This window comes from Rhodococcus sp. 077-4 (assembly GCF_047782425.1).
Taxonomy (GTDB): Bacteria; Actinomycetota; Actinomycetes; order Mycobacteriales; family Mycobacteriaceae; genus Rhodococcoides.
This window is the reverse complement of sequence record NZ_JAJPWC010000001.1, coordinates 1,091,794-1,106,445: the sequence shown is the minus strand read 5'-3', so window position 1 is coordinate 1,106,445 and position 14,652 is coordinate 1,091,794. Positions and strand designations below refer to the sequence as shown.

At 64.9% G+C, this 14,652-nt stretch carries 15 protein-coding genes; 2 read left to right on the top strand and 13 right to left on the bottom strand.

Translation table 11 applies throughout. From position 1 onward, the window contains the following. Window positions 1–14: 14 nt before the first annotated feature. Both ACNEOT_RS05345 and ACNEOT_RS05340 read right to left on the bottom strand, forming a co-directional pair. Window positions 15–602 carry a hypothetical protein gene (locus ACNEOT_RS05345; protein WP_415972732.1) on the bottom strand — a complete coding sequence of 196 codons (588 nt, stop codon included), beginning with the start codon at window positions 600–602 and terminating at the stop codon, window positions 15–17. Window positions 603–750: 148 nt separating this feature from the next. Beyond that, window positions 751–954, bottom strand: a complete 204-nt coding sequence (locus tag ACNEOT_RS05340) for a cold-shock protein (RefSeq protein ID WP_005248460.1) — start codon at window positions 952–954, stop codon at window positions 751–753. A 399-nt stretch (window positions 955–1,353) separates the two neighbouring features. Here ACNEOT_RS05340 and ACNEOT_RS05335 point away from each other — a divergent pair, with 399 nt between their 5' ends. Further along, window positions 1,354–3,723 carry a DEAD/DEAH box helicase gene (locus ACNEOT_RS05335; protein WP_415972728.1) on the top strand — a complete coding sequence of 790 codons (2,370 nt, stop codon included), beginning with the start codon at window positions 1,354–1,356 and terminating at the stop codon, window positions 3,721–3,723. 333 nt (window positions 3,724–4,056) lie between these two features. Here the strand turns inward: ACNEOT_RS05335 and ACNEOT_RS05330 are convergent, their stop codons facing one another. The 7 genes from ACNEOT_RS05330 to ssd form a co-directional block, all read right to left on the bottom strand. After that, window positions 4,057–4,410, bottom strand: coding sequence for an Rv3654c family TadE-like protein (locus ACNEOT_RS05330; RefSeq protein WP_415972726.1), 354 nt, complete (start codon window positions 4,408–4,410; stop codon window positions 4,057–4,059). Continuing rightward, entirely contained in the window at window positions 4,407–4,718 is a 312-nt protein-coding gene (locus ACNEOT_RS05325; RefSeq protein ID WP_415972725.1) for a TadE family type IV pilus minor pilin, read from the bottom strand. Before ACNEOT_RS05325 ends, ACNEOT_RS05330 begins: the two co-directional genes overlap by 4 nt. 56 nt (window positions 4,719–4,774) lie before the next feature. Then, window positions 4,775–4,978 carry a DUF4244 domain-containing protein gene (locus ACNEOT_RS05320; RefSeq protein WP_415972723.1) on the bottom strand — a complete coding sequence of 68 codons (204 nt, stop codon included), beginning with the start codon at window positions 4,976–4,978 and terminating at the stop codon, window positions 4,775–4,777. 63 nt (window positions 4,979–5,041) lie between these two features. Then, window positions 5,042–5,614 carry a type II secretion system F family protein gene (locus ACNEOT_RS05315; RefSeq protein ID WP_415972721.1) on the bottom strand — a complete coding sequence of 191 codons (573 nt, stop codon included), beginning with the start codon at window positions 5,612–5,614 and terminating at the stop codon, window positions 5,042–5,044. Further along, window positions 5,611–6,390, bottom strand: a complete 780-nt coding sequence (locus tag ACNEOT_RS05310) for a type II secretion system F family protein (RefSeq protein ID WP_415972719.1) — start codon at window positions 6,388–6,390, stop codon at window positions 5,611–5,613. The genes ACNEOT_RS05315 and ACNEOT_RS05310 overlap by 4 nt, the downstream gene beginning before the upstream one ends. Beyond that, a complete protein-coding gene (locus ACNEOT_RS05305; RefSeq protein WP_415972717.1) occupies window positions 6,387–7,571 on the bottom strand; it encodes a TadA family conjugal transfer-associated ATPase in 1,185 nt (394 codons plus the stop codon). The genes ACNEOT_RS05310 and ACNEOT_RS05305 overlap by 4 nt, the downstream gene beginning before the upstream one ends. Continuing rightward, window positions 7,568–8,683, bottom strand: coding sequence for a septum site-determining protein Ssd (ssd, locus tag ACNEOT_RS05300; protein ID WP_415972716.1), 1,116 nt, complete (start codon window positions 8,681–8,683; stop codon window positions 7,568–7,570). The genes ACNEOT_RS05305 and ssd overlap by 4 nt, the downstream gene beginning before the upstream one ends. Before the next feature lie 335 nt (window positions 8,684–9,018). Here ssd and ACNEOT_RS05295 point away from each other — a divergent pair, with 335 nt between their 5' ends. Next, window positions 9,019–9,864, top strand: a complete 846-nt coding sequence (locus ACNEOT_RS05295; protein ID WP_415972714.1) for an HAD family hydrolase — start codon at window positions 9,019–9,021, stop codon at window positions 9,862–9,864. 362 nt (window positions 9,865–10,226) lie between these two features. On the opposite strand, the gene ACNEOT_RS05290 is transcribed toward ACNEOT_RS05295, so the two are convergent. The 4 genes from ACNEOT_RS05290 to ACNEOT_RS05275 are packed head-to-tail and all read right to left on the bottom strand — an operon-like array spanning window position 10,227 to window position 14,617. Beyond that, window positions 10,227–10,973: an oxidoreductase gene (locus tag ACNEOT_RS05290; RefSeq protein ID WP_415972712.1), complete on the bottom strand. Its 747-nt coding sequence runs from the start codon at window positions 10,971–10,973 to the stop codon at window positions 10,227–10,229. A gap of 32 nt (window positions 10,974–11,005) precedes the next feature. After that, the gene (locus tag ACNEOT_RS05285; protein ID WP_415972710.1) at window positions 11,006–12,730 is read right to left on the bottom strand and encodes a dipeptide ABC transporter ATP-binding protein; all 1,725 of its coding nucleotides are present in this window, start codon (window positions 12,728–12,730) and stop codon (window positions 11,006–11,008) included. Next, on the bottom strand, window positions 12,727–13,698 hold the full coding sequence (locus ACNEOT_RS05280) for an ABC transporter permease (RefSeq protein WP_415972708.1): 972 nt from the start codon (window positions 13,696–13,698) through the stop codon (window positions 12,727–12,729). The genes ACNEOT_RS05285 and ACNEOT_RS05280 overlap by 4 nt, the downstream gene beginning before the upstream one ends. Then, complete coding sequence (locus ACNEOT_RS05275; RefSeq protein WP_415972706.1) at window positions 13,691–14,617, bottom strand: ABC transporter permease; 927 nt, start codon at window positions 14,615–14,617, stop codon at window positions 13,691–13,693. Before ACNEOT_RS05275 ends, ACNEOT_RS05280 begins: the two co-directional genes overlap by 8 nt. Window positions 14,618–14,652 lie beyond the last annotated feature (35 nt).

Here is a 14,652-nt window from a genome sequence, read left to right as displayed (position 1 = left end):
AGTCATCGAAGTTCCTACTCAGCGTGTGGCCAATTGGTACGGGCGTCCACGTCGGTAGGAGACTCGCCGACGTTCTCGGTGAGACGCAACAGCCGGCGTCGACCGGTGATTCGAAGGCCCGGATTGGACCCGCGCGTGCCGATCAGCGTCGGCGCGATACCGGCCCGCATCAACGACTGAGCGAGCACCGCATGAGTCTCGGGTGCGTGCGGATCGAGGCCGAGCACGTATCGCTCCCCCTCCGCCTCGGGACGACCCGACGCGAGCACCCAGGCGCGCAGTTCCCGCGAACCCGGTACCCAACCGGGCGGAACGGCCTTGACAGCGCCCTTGGTCCACAGAGACGCCAATGCGGACAGTTCGGGCACCGACGCAGTACGCACGAGAGGCCGGTCCTCCTCCGATCGACCGAGCTCCGGCGTCAGACCACATTGCTCGATGAGTTCGGCGATGGCATCCGCGCGCCACTGCGCGTCGACCACGACGGAAATCCGGGCAGAACCAGAGGAGGTGACGACATGGCCGGTGGCAGCCAGCAGCCCAGCGAGATCGGTCACCGCGGGCGGCAACGATTCGGCGGAGAAGAAGGACAGCTGGTTCACAGCATGGACATTAGGACATCGACGCCCGCGCTCACGGCTTTCGACGCTCCCGGGTGGTTCGCCGAAACGAAACATCCCCCTTTTCGATCGGCTTCTGCAGACCGATAGAAAAGGGGGATGGTGGTTCTCGACTCCGAAAAGAAGAGAATCAGACTGCGCGTACGCCCGTTGCCTGAGGACCCTTGGTGCCCTGGCCGACCTCGAACTCGACGCGCTGGTTCTCCTCGAGGGTGCGGAAGCCGCTGCCCTGAATCTCGGAGTAATGAACGAAGACGTCAGCGGAGCCGTCTTCTGGTGCGATGAATCCAAAGCCCTTTTCGGCGTTGAACCACTTCACAGTTCCCTGTGCCATGCTTTTCCTTCACTTTCTAACACCGGATTCGATGGAGCGCACTTTCGGTCCATCGGGCCGGTTCCGACCGCTGCACTTGTATGAATCCCCCTCAGGATTCCCCCTGACGGACGAGCTCTCCCAGTACCGCGCCCGCAACGATAGATCCTGCGAGCGTAGAACGAACACAGAAGCTGCGACCGCGTCAAGTGAACCATGATCTCCGCATTCGCAACAGTCGAAAGTCGACCGTTTTCGAACATTTCGTCCGTATTGTTGAAAGTTACAACATTTGGAACGTCGAATGCTGCTCCCACCAGGGCAAGAGGGCGCTCCGCATGGTCCGCGATAGCATATAGAACCCAGGTCGCGAAGAGCCCGACGGCGCTTGTAGATCGAACGAATGCATGGAGACCGGCAGTGAGCGAGAACCATCCGCACGGCGGTGCGGATGCGCGGAGTTACGGGCAACGATTGTTGGATCGAGTGTTGGCGGGCTCGCCCGCGAGCGAGAGCCCGTTGACCCACGTTGCCGAGCTGCCGGCACGGGCCTCGCAATTCGCATCCTGGCCGTCGTGGGTCGGCCCGGAAGTGGTGCAGGTGATCACCTCTCGTGGGATCGCACAACCGTGGACGCATCAGGCGCGGGCGGCAACGCTCGCCGCCGAGGGCAATCATGTGGTGCTCTCCACGAGCACCGCATCGGGTAAATCGCTGGCGTATCAACTCCCCATCCTGACGACGCTCTCCGCCGATGCCCGGGCGACCGCGCTGTACCTGGCTCCGACCAAAGCCCTCGGTGCCGACCAGCTGCGCACCACCATCTCGATCACCGACGAATTACGTTCGATGTCAAGCGAACTCGCCGAGGTGTTCCCCAGCGCGTACGACGGCGACACCCCGATCGAGATCCGCCAGTGGGTCCGCACCAATGCACGATGGATCTTCACCAACCCCGACATGCTGCATCTCGGCATCCTCGGTGCGCACGAGCGGTGGTCGCGTTTCCTGCGCAATCTCCGCTATGTGGTGGTGGACGAATGCCATTACTATCGAGGCGTTTTCGGATCGAATGTTGCGCTGGTCCTACGTAGGCTGCGACGCCTGTGCGCGCGATACGGCGCGTCACCGGTGTTCGTTCTCGCCAGCGCGACCACCTCGGAACCAGGACGGGCCGCGAGCCGCCTCATCGGTGCTCCGTGCGAGGAGGTCACCGAAGACGGATCCCCGCACGGGGCCCGCACCGTCGCACTGTGGGAACCGCCGTTACTCAAGGAGATCACCGGCGAAAACGGCGCTCCGGTAAGGAAATCCGCGGGGGCCGAAGCGTCGCGCATCATGGCCGACCTGCTGGTCGAGGGCGCACGAACCCTGGCATTCGTGCGGTCCAGACGCGGAGCCGAGGTGACCGCGCTGGGCACGCAGAGAATTCTCGCCGACGTCGATCCGCAGTTGGTGCGACGCGTCGCCGCCTATCGCGCAGGGTATTTGGCGGAGGATCGGCGAAAACTCGAATCCGATCTGTCCGACGGCACATTGCTCGGAGTTGCCACCACCAACGCGCTCGAACTCGGCGTGGACATCGCCGGCTTGGACGCGGTGATCGTCGCCGGTTTCCCCGGCACCGTCGCGTCGTTCTGGCAGCAGGGCGGCCGGGCCGGGCGGCGCGGGGAGGGCTCGCTGCTGGTGCTGGTTGCCCGCGACGATCCCCTCGACACGTATCTGGTGCATCACCCGGCAGCCCTGTTGGACAAGCCCGTCGAGGCCACCGTCACCGACCCCACCAACCCGTACATTCTTGCCCCGCAATTGCTCTGCGCTGCAGTGGAACTGCCGATCAGCTTGGCCGAGGCGGAGGAACTGAGCGCCGAGTCGGTGCTCGAGGAACTGGAGCTGAAGGGCTACGTGCGCAAGCGTCCGCACGGGTGGTTCATCTCCCCCGAGGGGCAGCAACTGTCGCCGCACGGTGCGGTGAACATTCGCGGCGGTACCGGCGTGCAGGTGGCCATCGTCGACGGCGAGTCGGGCCGCATGCTCGGCACCGTCGACGGCGGACGTGCCCCTGCCACTGCGCATCCGGGAGCAGTGCACATCCATCAGGGCGAATCCTTCGTCGTCGACGAACTCGACCTCGATGCCGGCCTCGCGCTGGTGCACGCCGAGCAGCCCGAATGGAACACCTCCGCCCGCGAGATCACCGACATCTCGATCACTGCCGTGCACGAATCCATCGACTACGGCGAGGTACGCGTCGCGCTGGTGCAGGTGAACGTGACGCATCAGGTTGTCGGATATCTACGACGCCTCCCCTCGGGCGAGGTTCTCGATTCGATCGAACTCGACATGCCGGCGCAGACACTCGACACTCGAGCCGTCATGTACACCATCACCCCGGAGTTGTTGGAGCACAGTGGCATTCCGTTCGAGCGATTTCCCGGTTCACTGCATGCGGCAGAGCACGCGGCGATCGGATTGCTGCCTCTGGTGGCAACCTGCGATCGCTGGGACATCGGCGGAGTGTCGACGGCCTTGCACCCCGACACCGGCTTGCCGACCGTCTTCGTCTACGACGGATACGACGGCGGAGCAGGCTTCGCCGACCGCGGTCACGTGGCCATCGCCGACTGGCTCGAGGCCACGAAAGACGCCATCGTCTCCTGCGAATGCCAGACCGGCTGCCCCTCCTGTGTGCAATCACCCAAATGCGGAAACGGCAACGATCCACTGGACAAAGACGGCGCTGTTCGAGTGTTGACGGCGGTACTCGCGGCCATTACCCGAGAGGGCTGAACCCCCCGCCCCAGGGTTCTGCGGCAAACGCGCGCGCATTCGCGGAACGCTCGCGAAATCGCCTGGCCAGACGGGCGATTCCCCGCGCACCTGACAAACGCGCGCGCGTTTGCGATCTGGATACGGGCCTCGCCACGGCTCAGAGGCACTCGGCTCACCCCTCCCGAGTTGAGCCGCCCCGGTTCAAAGGGCCGAGTTCAGCAGCCCAGGTTCAGAGGCAAACGCGCGCGCATTCGCGGAACGCTCGCGAAATCGCCCGGCCAGACGGGGCGATTCCCCGCGCACCTGACAAACGCGCGCGCGTTTGCGGATTCGGGCGGGCGGGCCGAACACTCACCCCGGCCCCGCCCGCGCCGAGGCGATGGCGTCGGACATGCCGAAGCGCCCGAGAAACACCGGCTGACCCACCGTGACGATCACATCCCAGTCGTCGACAGTGCACTCCCGCAACCGAGTCTCCATTCGTCCCGCCAACACCCGCGCCGTCTCGCACGCATCCGCCACTCCACGATCGAGAGCACCCGCACCGGCCAACGCCGCGAGATCGGCCGCCGACTGCGCCTGATGACGAGCGCCCACCGCAGAACCGACGTGGATCACCATCACCACCACGACGATCAACGCCGACATCGCCAGCGCCGCCAACACCGTAGCCCCACCCTCGTCATCACGCAGGCCCGTTCTCATTCCGCTGCAACCGGTTCCGCCGCAGCAACCGCCTCGGCCGACAGTGTCAATCCCGGCAGCGGACTCGCCACCTCGACCCGTGCGACGAAGAACTCACCGTCCTCGGACACTGCGACCCGAGCGCCGTCCGGAGCAACCCGTTCCCCCACCGAAACAGCCTGCGTCGCATCTCCTCTCGCCGCCAAACGAGCCACCTCCCTGGCCGCGTCGACGCACCCGATATGCATCGTCACCGACACGATCGCCCCGATACACACCACGATCACCGCGACGATGGAAGCAATCGCGAACGCCGCCTCCACCGTCACGGCACCGTCGTCCGATCCTCGTCCGCAAGCGAGCGAGAGTCCGTCATTACCTGCGGTCAGACGGTGGTGTTGAGCGCCTTGTCGATGATCCCGGTCAACGCCGACACGATGCTGTCGCCCGTCACCACGGTGTACAGCACCGCCCCGAATGCCGCGGCCGCGATGGTGCCGATCGCGTACTCCGCAGTCGACATGCCATCGTCCTCCACCCCGAACAACATGATTCGTGTCTTCAACTCCTGCAGTGCGTTCTCGATCATCTCGATTCCCCTCCCTGTTCTCCGAAGCGGCAGTTCCGCAACGGAAGATTGTGTGCGCGGCGATCACAGCGGACCGCCGCCCAGTACGTTGCCCGCCAGTCCGATCACCACGGGAATGATGCCGAGGCAGATGAAGGCAGGCAGAAAGCACAGACCCAACGGCCCACTGATCAGTACCCCGGCGCGCTCGGCCGCAGCAGCAGACGCATCCTCGGCCCGGGTACGTTGCGTAGCAGCAAGTTCCGCCATCGCCGACGCCATGGACGACCCGGCTCGGGCAGATCGCCGTGCCATTCGCGCCAGGGCCTCGGTCTCGGGATCCTGCGCGACACTGTCCCACGCGGTCTCGGCATCGGCACCGAGCTCGAGTAGATCGGCGGCCTTGCGGAGCGCGACACCGAACGAGGCCGGAGCGGAATGAGCCGCTGCCGCAGCGGCAGTCGATATAGGCAACCCCGATCGCAAGCATGCGGCCAGCAGGTCGAAGGTGGTGGCCACCGCGAGCGGGTCGGGCTTCGGTGCATGAACGGCCTGGGCATCCACTCGGTCGTCGGGTGCCAGCCTGCGCAGCCCGCCACCGACCGAGGGCACGATGACCAATGCTGCTGCCAGGCAGAGCACCGTCGACCACATCACGTCGTCACCTTGCCGGTGATCGCGTCGGTCCACAGCAATCCGGCGCAGCCGAGCGCCGTACCGATGAGCAGCAGCATTCCACCGAGCCCACCGCCGAGCAGAATCTTCAGCGGATCGGCACCCATCAGCTGGCCCAGTGCCACGCCGAGTATGGGCAGACCGGCCAGCACCAGAGCCGTGGCGCGGGCACCGGCGAGCGATGCGTCGGTTCGTTCGCGAAACCTCCTGCGCCCCAGCATGTCGTCGCGAACAGCGTCCAGCAGCTCGGCGAGTGCGAGTCCATGGTCGTCGGCCACTCGCCACGCGGCGGCCAGCCGGCCGAGCTCGGCGTCCAAGAGCGAATCGGTTGCAGCAATACCGTCCGCAGCCCTGCCGCCCAGTCGAGATCGCGACGCTGCACCGCGCAATGCCGCCGACGCGATGCCGCCGCACTCGTCCGCCGCAACCGCACTGGCCGTGGCCGGATGAGATCCGACCCGCAGTTCGCCGATCACCACCTCGACTCCGGTTGCCAACCAGTTCAATTCGGTTGCGCGTCGGTTGCGTTCGAGCCGACGACGAGAGCGACGCCAGCCGGTGCCACCGGCCACGGCTGCTGCGCACACGGCCCAGATTCCGCCGAACCACCAGACCGACCCAGCCGCAGCAAGGGCGCAGCAGGCCGTGACCAACCACGACGGCGCGGTCGACACCCGTCGCCCTTCGCGGGGTAGTCGACGGAATCCACTCGGCCACAGGGTGACTGCCATTGCGAGTACCAACAGTGCCGCCGTCATCGGGCGTCACCGCATCGGCGGTCGAGTAGTTCCAGGAGCCGACCTTCACCCGGCGTGGCGTCGGCATCGGCAGACCAGGCCGGCACGATGTGTACTCGACCGGTCGGATCGACGTCGACCACTCCGATCTCCCGCAGTCGTCGGGTTCCATCGGCGCTGCGATGAACGTGCAGCACCACCTGAACTGCTGCGGCAAGTTGGCTGTGCAGTGCGTCTCGGCCCATTCCTCCCAGTGCAGCAAGGGCTTCGAGACGAGCAGGCACCTCGGCCGGCGAGTTCGCGTGAATGGTGCCGGCTCCGCCGTCGTGGCCGGTGTTGAGAGCGATCATCAGGTCGATCACCTCGGCCCCGCGAACCTCACCGACGACCAGGCGATCGGGTCGCATTCGCAATGCCTGACGCACCAGTTGCCGCACCGATACCTCGCCGACGCCTTCGACATTGGGCGCGCGGGCCACCAGACGAACGACGTGTGGATGCGCCGGCGCCAACTCCGCCGCATCCTCGACGCAGACGATCCGTTCGGCCGGGTCCACCTCGCCCAACAGGGCAGCCAGGAGCGTCGTCTTTCCCGCCCCCGTTCCGCCGACGACAAGAAACGCCAAGCGGCCTAACACGATTCGACGCAGCAACTCGTACCCTTCGGGGGTCACGGCTCCCGACGCACGAAGTGCGCCGAGTCCTTGCGTCGCGGGTCGCAGCACGCGGAGCGAGACGCACGTTCCGCCGCTCGCGACGGGTGCCAGCACAGCGTGCAGGCGGACACCGAATGCCCCCTGCCCGACGCCCGGTAGTCGACCGTCGACCCAGGGCTGCGCGTCGTCCAATCGACGTCCGGCCGAGAGGGCGAGTCGTTGTGCCAGGCGGCGCACCGCAGCCTCGTCGAGGAAACGAACTCCGGTGCGTTCGAGTCCGCGACCACGGTCGATCCACACCTGATCGGGAGCGGTGACCAGTACATCGGTCACCCCTGGCTCGGACAGCAGCGGCTCCAACGGCCCAGCTCCGGTCAGCTCGGTCTGCAGAACACGAAGGGCCGCAAGCATATCGGTGTCACCGATGACTCCGCCTGCTTCGGCACGGATGGCCGCGGCCACAGTGGCGGGGACCGGAGTCTCGGCCGATGCGGCCAGGCGATCTCGGACGCGGTCCAGCAAATCCGCGGTGACCACGGCGCTCATGCCGCCCACCGTTGACCGCCGGGCTTGTGCGCGAACGTATCAAGCACAGCGTTCGCCGCTGCAGCCAGCGGCGAACGCCGGCCGAGAACCAGACCTGCCCGTTCGAGACGCTCGGCCAACCCGGGCTCGGCGCGCATCGACGTCAACAGCGGCAGATCGAGGGCGACTGCGATGTCGTCAGCACGTAGCCCTCCCGGTGCAGGCCCCCGAACGACGACGCCGACGTTCGCATTTCGATCCGCCACGTGTGCGGCGACCGCCTCCGCAGACGTCACGGCTCGCAGTTCCGCCGGAAGGACCAGCACGACGAGGTCTGCCGCGGCATACACAGCGTCGGAGACGTCGCTGGGATGGCGCGGGGCGTCGCACACCACCAGATTCCCCGCTGCGCGTCCTGCGTCGAGCACAGCCGTCACCGCGACGGCCGAGAGCCCGGCACTGCGGTCGTCGGATCGGCCGAGCGCCAGCACCGACAACCCGTCCCGAGAGGGCAACGCACCGTGCAGGGCGTCGCCGGAGACTCGTCCACCCTCGACGATCAATCCGGACCACCGCAGACCGGGGGCGTTCTCCCAGCCGAGGAGCAGATCGAGGCCGCTGCCGTACCGGTCACCCTCGACGAGGAGGGAGCGCCGGCCCGTGCGGCTACCGCAGAGTCCGAGTGCGGCTGCGAAGGTGGATGCGCCGGCACCACCGCGAGCGCCGACGACGGCGATCACTCCACCGTCTCCCGTCGGCACCGATGCTGGTTCGCCGAGTAAGCGCACGAGGGTGTCCTCGTCCCACGGCAGGGAGATCACATGTTCGGCACCGAGCGATGTCGCAGTTCGCCAGACGTCGAGAGTCGGCGGCTCATCCGTAACGATGATGACGCCCGAGCGTCGTGAAAATCCCGTCGACAATGCGGTCTCCGCAGACGCGAAATCGATCAGAATATTCCCGGCGCGGTCCCAGATCGATCGCGGCGAGCCGGTACCGACCAGTAAGTTCTGTTCTTCCACAACACAATCCGCGGCTGCAGCGATGCGATACACGTCCTCGCGAAGACCACGAAGCTCGATCGACATCGCCACGGTCGGGTGCGCGCTTCGTGGTAGAGAGTGCGATTCCATGAGCCAAGCCTGCGTGAGAATTTGCTCGAGGTGCGCGCGACTTGGGGAAATGTGGATAGATTCGGCCCTGTGGATGAATTCCGGTACATCTGTACCAGTTTTGGGCCTACCCCGAGAAATGGGACGACCCTCGCCAGGGGGGGGAGGAGGCGAGGGTCGTCTGGTTCAGCCCCGGGGGGTCGGGCTGAACACCGCCCGGAATGAACCGGGCTCGTAATAAATACTACACCCGTGGACGTCCTTGTTTGCAAGTTCAACCGTCGGTTTTTCTCGACCGATTCGCGCCGAGTCGACCGATGGCACCGCACAACATTCACCGGTCACCACCGGCCACTATGGTGACAAACGTGACCCAGAGCGCGAGCAACGACGACGCCCCGGCCGGCCGACGCGGAACGCGCGTCGCGGCATTCTTCGACCTCGACAAGACGATCATCGCCAAGTCCAGCACACTGGCCTTCAGCAAGCCGTTCTTCGACCAAGGCCTCATCAATCGGCGCGCAGTCCTCAAGAGCAGCTATGCGCAGTTCCTGTTCCTGCTCTCGGGAGCCGATCACGACCAGATGGAGCGCATGCGCGCGCACATTGCCAGCATGACCGCGGGTTGGGACGTCGAACAGGTACGGGCCGTCGTCGCCGAAACCCTGCACAACATCGTCGACCCCCTCGTGTTCGCCGAGGCCGCCGACCTAATAGCCGACCACAAGCTCCGCGGACACGACGTCGTGGTCGTCTCGGCATCCGGCGACGAAATCGTGCACCCCATCGCAGAAATGCTGGGAGCCGATCACAGCATGGCCACGACGATGGTGACCGTGGACGGCAAGTACATCGGCGAGGTCGATTTCTACTGCTACGGCGAAGGCAAGGTCGACGCCATGAACTCCCTGGCAGCACAACACGATTACGACCTGACCTCGAGCTACGCATACTCGGATTCGATCACCGACGTACCGATGCTGCGTGCCGTCGGGCATCCCACCGCCGTCAACCCCGATCGCGCACTGCGCAAGGAGGCCGCGTCACGTGGATGGCCGATTCTGACATTCTCCAACCCCGTCTCGCTGCGATCGCGGATCCAGACCCCGTCCGGCAGGACCGTAGCGGCAAGTGCCGCAGCAGGTTTCAGCGCACTGGCCGCCGGAGCGATCACCTACGGACTGCTTCGCAGAAAACGATAGGCCCGAACCCCTTGATGTGAGGCGCGTCACGGGGTACAAATGTCTTACGGAAGAACGGAAGGCCAAGAACGAATCGGAAGAGAAGATTCGCTCTCCCGACCGGAATTCCCAGCACGGACACCGGCACCCACGCGGAGCTTGCCACCTAATGGCAGAAGCGCTGTGGGCCTGCGACATTCGCCAGCGATCAGCAAGAACCCTGCACCGGTTGCAGGGATGACCTCATCACTGTCGAACTCTCGCCGAGGCCACGTGGTAGTCCATCACAGCCCACCTGTGCACGCTTGGTAACCAGGCGCTCCGTGCTAACGGGCGGCGACGTCGACGCAAGTCGGCATCGCCGCCCTTTTACGTGCGTATGTCTACTGCGCAGCCTCGGCAATCGAAGTCGCCTCTGCCGCACCCGCTTCGAAGGCACCGCAGCACAGGATCACCCAGCTCCCCACGCCCGTTGCGGTGCCCTCGGCGAATCCCGACGCACCGTCTCGGTACGCGTTCGCCCGACGCATCCAGCTCACTTCCGGCACCCCGAGGTTGTGGGGGTCGAATCCCGAAGACGCTGCCACCAGTCGCGATGCAGCCCGCGCAACGATGCCGTCGGCCGATCCGAAAGCTTTGAGCGTCAACAATTCACCGTGCACGACGGCCGCGATCACCGGCGCAGGCGCAGAGGTTCCACCGGTCACCAACTGAGCGAGTAGGTCGAGTCGATCGCCGACACCAGCATCGCTGCGGGGGCGACCCAGATCGGAGGCATCGTCGACGAGATCGGCGGCGGCCAGCAGGTGGAGTCGAGCAAGGGTTTGCAGTGGTGCACGCTTCCACGTCGAGATCGTGTTCGGCAGCGCGTCACCGTCGAGGGCGGCAGCTACTCGTAGCGCACCCGCCAGAATGGGGTCGCCTTCTTCGCCGTCGCGGGGGAAATCCATCGAACCGCCCTCGAGTGTCGAGGACGACCGAGCCGCACGCACCGCAGCCTCGGCGGCGGTCGCGGGCCATCCACGACGATTTGCCTTGTGCCGATGCACGGCACCCAGGGCGTCGCGCGCACGTTCGGCGGAGTCGAGAACTCCAGGCAGTTCCAGCAGCGGGGCGAGGGGGTCCGTCACGACAGACGACGGTACCCCCTCCCACCGTGCGGCTACGCGCCCAGCTGTACCGAGCCACCCGGAATGGCTGCAAGCAGTTTCTGGGTGTATTCCTGCTGTGGGTTGTCGAAGACCGCATCGGTCGACGCCGCCTCCACGATCTCACCACTGCGCATCACCAGCACGTCGTCAGCGATCTGACGAACCACCGCGAGGTCGTGCGTGATGAACAGATACGTCAGTCCGAGCTCGGCTTGCAAGTCGTTGAGCAGGGACAAGATCTGCGCCTGCACCAACACGTCCAGAGCCGAGACTGCCTCGTCGCAGATGACCATCTCGGGTTCGAGGGCCAATGCACGTGCGATGGCGACACGTTGCCGTTGGCCACCGGACAGCTCGTTGGGGAACCTACGCATCACCGAGGACGGCAGAGCGACCTTGTCCAGCAGATCTCGGACCCTGGCCTCGCGTTGGGACTTCGATCCCACCTTGTGGGTGCGCAGCGGCTCCTCGATGGTGCTGAAGATCGAGTACATCGGATCCAGGGTGCCGTAGGGATTCTGGAAGATCGGCTGTACGCGACGACGGAACGCGAATGCGTCCTTGTTGTTCAACCCGGCGACGTCACGACCGTCGAATTTGACCGAACCGGCTGTGGGCTCGAGAAGTCCCAGAACCATCTGTGCCACGGTCGACTTGCCGGATCCCGACTCGCCGACGATGGCCGTCGTGGTTCCGCGTGCGACCCCGAACGACACGTCCTTGACGGCAGTGAACACGGACGACTTGAACGGGTTGCCGCCGCGGAGCTTGAACTCCTTGGTCAAGCCCTCGACGACCAACACTGTGTCTTCGGCGGGCGCAAAGGCAGACTGGTTCGATTCTTCCGCCACAACCTCGACAGCGACTTCCTTGGCCTGCTTGACGATTTCCTTGCGGACCACGGACGACTTCAACCGCTGCGACGCGAGAGACGGCGCGGCGGAGACGAGCTTGCGCGTATACGGATGCTGGGGGTCCTGCAGGATCTCCAGTGCCGGACCGGATTCCACGATCCGCCCCTTGCTCATCACCACAAGGTGTTCGGCTCGCTCGGCGGCCAGACCGAGATCGTGGGTGATCAGCAGAACCGCGGTCCCGAGTTCCTTGGTCAAGCCCTCGAGATGGTCGAGGATCTGACGCTGCACGGTGACGTCGAGTGCGGAGGTCGGCTCGTCGGCGATCAGCAACTTCGGACGCGCCGAGAGTCCGATGGCGATGAGGGCCCGCTGACGCATACCGCCGGAGAACTCGTGCGGGTACTGATTGACCCTCTTCTCGGAATCGCTGAGGCCGGCCTCCTCGAGAAGTTCGGCTGCGCGAACCCGTGCCGCCTTGCCCTTGGCGATCCCATTGGCAGCGAGCGCCTCTTCGATCTGAAATCCGATCTTCCACACCGGGTTCAGGTTCGACATCGGATCCTGGGGAACCAAACCGATCTGGCTACCGCGAATATCGACGAAGTCCTTCTCCTTGGCCTGCGCAAGATCGCGACCCTCGAACAGGATGCGACCGGCAGTCACGGTGCCGGTGCCGGGAAGCAGGTTGATGATCGAGTGCGCAGTCGTCGACTTACCCGAGCCCGACTCACCCACGATCGCGACGGTCTGCCCCGGGTAGACCGTCAACGAGACCCCGCGAACGGCGGGTACCGCACCGGAATTGGACCGGAACGAGACCTCGAGATCTTGGATGTCGAGCAGAGGCTGCTCCACCGCGATGCGTGTTGGATCCGTCATCGCTTCCTCGCCTTCGGATCGAGGGCGTCGCGCAGGGCGTCACCCATCATGATGAAGCCGAGCACCGTAATTGCCAGCGCTGCAGCAGGATAGAAGAGAATGGTCGATCCCTGGCGCAGGGTGACCTGAGCGGCACTGATATCGCCGCCCCAGGAGACCTCGGTGGGAGGCAGGCCGATACCGAGGAACGACAGCGTCGCCTCGGCCACGATGAACGTACCGAGAGAAATCGTCGTGATGACGATGATCGGCGCCATCGCGTTGGGCAGTACGTGCCGAATCAGGGTCCGCAGGCGCGTCAAACCCAATGCCTGCGAAGCCATTACATAGTCGTTGCCCTTTGCCGACAGCACTGCACCGCGGGTGATGCGAGCCATCTGCGGCCAGCCGAACAACGCCAACACCAGAATGACGGTGAAGATCGTGCGATCGGTGAACAGCTGCATCAGCACGATGGCGGCCAGGATCAGCGGGACGCCGAAGAAGATGTCGGTGACTCGTGAGAGCAACGAATCCGCAATTCCGCCGTAGAAGCCGGCGAGGGCACCGAACACGACTCCGATGACCAGCACCAGGAAGGTCACTCCGACACCGGTCAACACGGAAGCACGGGCACCGAACAGGACACGGGAGTAGATGTCGCAGCCCTGACGGTCGTAACCGAACCAGTGCCCCGATCCCGGACCCTGCATGCTGAACTGCAGATCGCAGAATCGCGGATCGGTACTGGTGAACAGTCCCGGCACCGCTGCGACCACGATGACGGCCAGGATGATGATCGCCGAAACGATGAACATCGGCCGAGTCCGAAGGTTCCTCCACGCGTCGGACCAGATGCTGGCGGGGGCGTCGTCGATGACGACCGCGTCGGTCTGCGACACATCGATGACCTCGTCGGCCTCGACGAAACGTGCTTGGCGAGTAGCGCGATCGGCGTCGACGCTCTTCGGTGTGATGGGATCAGACATAGCGAATCCTCGGGTCGAGCGCGGCATAGAGAAGGTCGACGATGAGATTGGCGACCAGGTAGACGACGATCAGCACGGTCACGAAAGACACGACGGTCGGCGCTTCGCCGCGGATGACGGCTTGGTAGATGGTGCCACCGACTCCGTTGATGTTGAAGATTCCCTCGGTGATGATCGCGCCGCCCATGAGGCTGGCGAGATCTGCTCCGAGGAACGTCACGACGGGGATCAGCGAGTTGCGCAACACGTGCACGTTGACGACGCGGCTACGCGAGAGGCCCTTGGCCGTCGCCGTCCGCACGAAGTCCGCACTGAGGTTCTCGGCCACCGATGTGCGCGTCAGTCGCACCACGTAGGCGAACGAGACGGCTCCGAGCACGAATGCCGGCAACAACAGGTTCGCGAAGCTGGTATTACCGCCTACGGTCGGCGGCACCCAACCCCACTTGATACCGATGAAGAACTGCGCAAGGAAACCGATGACGAAGATCGGTACGGCGATGATCACGAGGCTGACGACGAGGACCGTCGAGTCGAACAGCTTGCCCTTGCGCAGCCCTGCGATCAGACCGAAGCCGATGCCGAAGACGGCCTCGATGACGAGGGCCATGGAGGCAAGCTTGGCGGTGATCGGAAACGCTTGCACGAGAACTTCACTGACCGGGCGGCCGGAGAAGGACATGCCGAAGTCGAAGGTGAAGATGCCCTTCAGGTACAGCAAGTACTGCACGATGAAGGGCTGGTCGAGGTGATAGCGGGCGCGCAGTTGGTCGGCGACGGCTGGGCTGATCGCCTTGTCACCTGCCAGTGCCGCGATGGGGTCTCCCGGCAGTAGGAAGACCATGGCATAGATCAAGAATGTCGCCCCGATGAACACGGGGATCATCTGAAGTAATCGGCGTCCGATGTACCAGAGCATCGGATCACCTCCTTTGGAGGAAGGTGGACGTCACC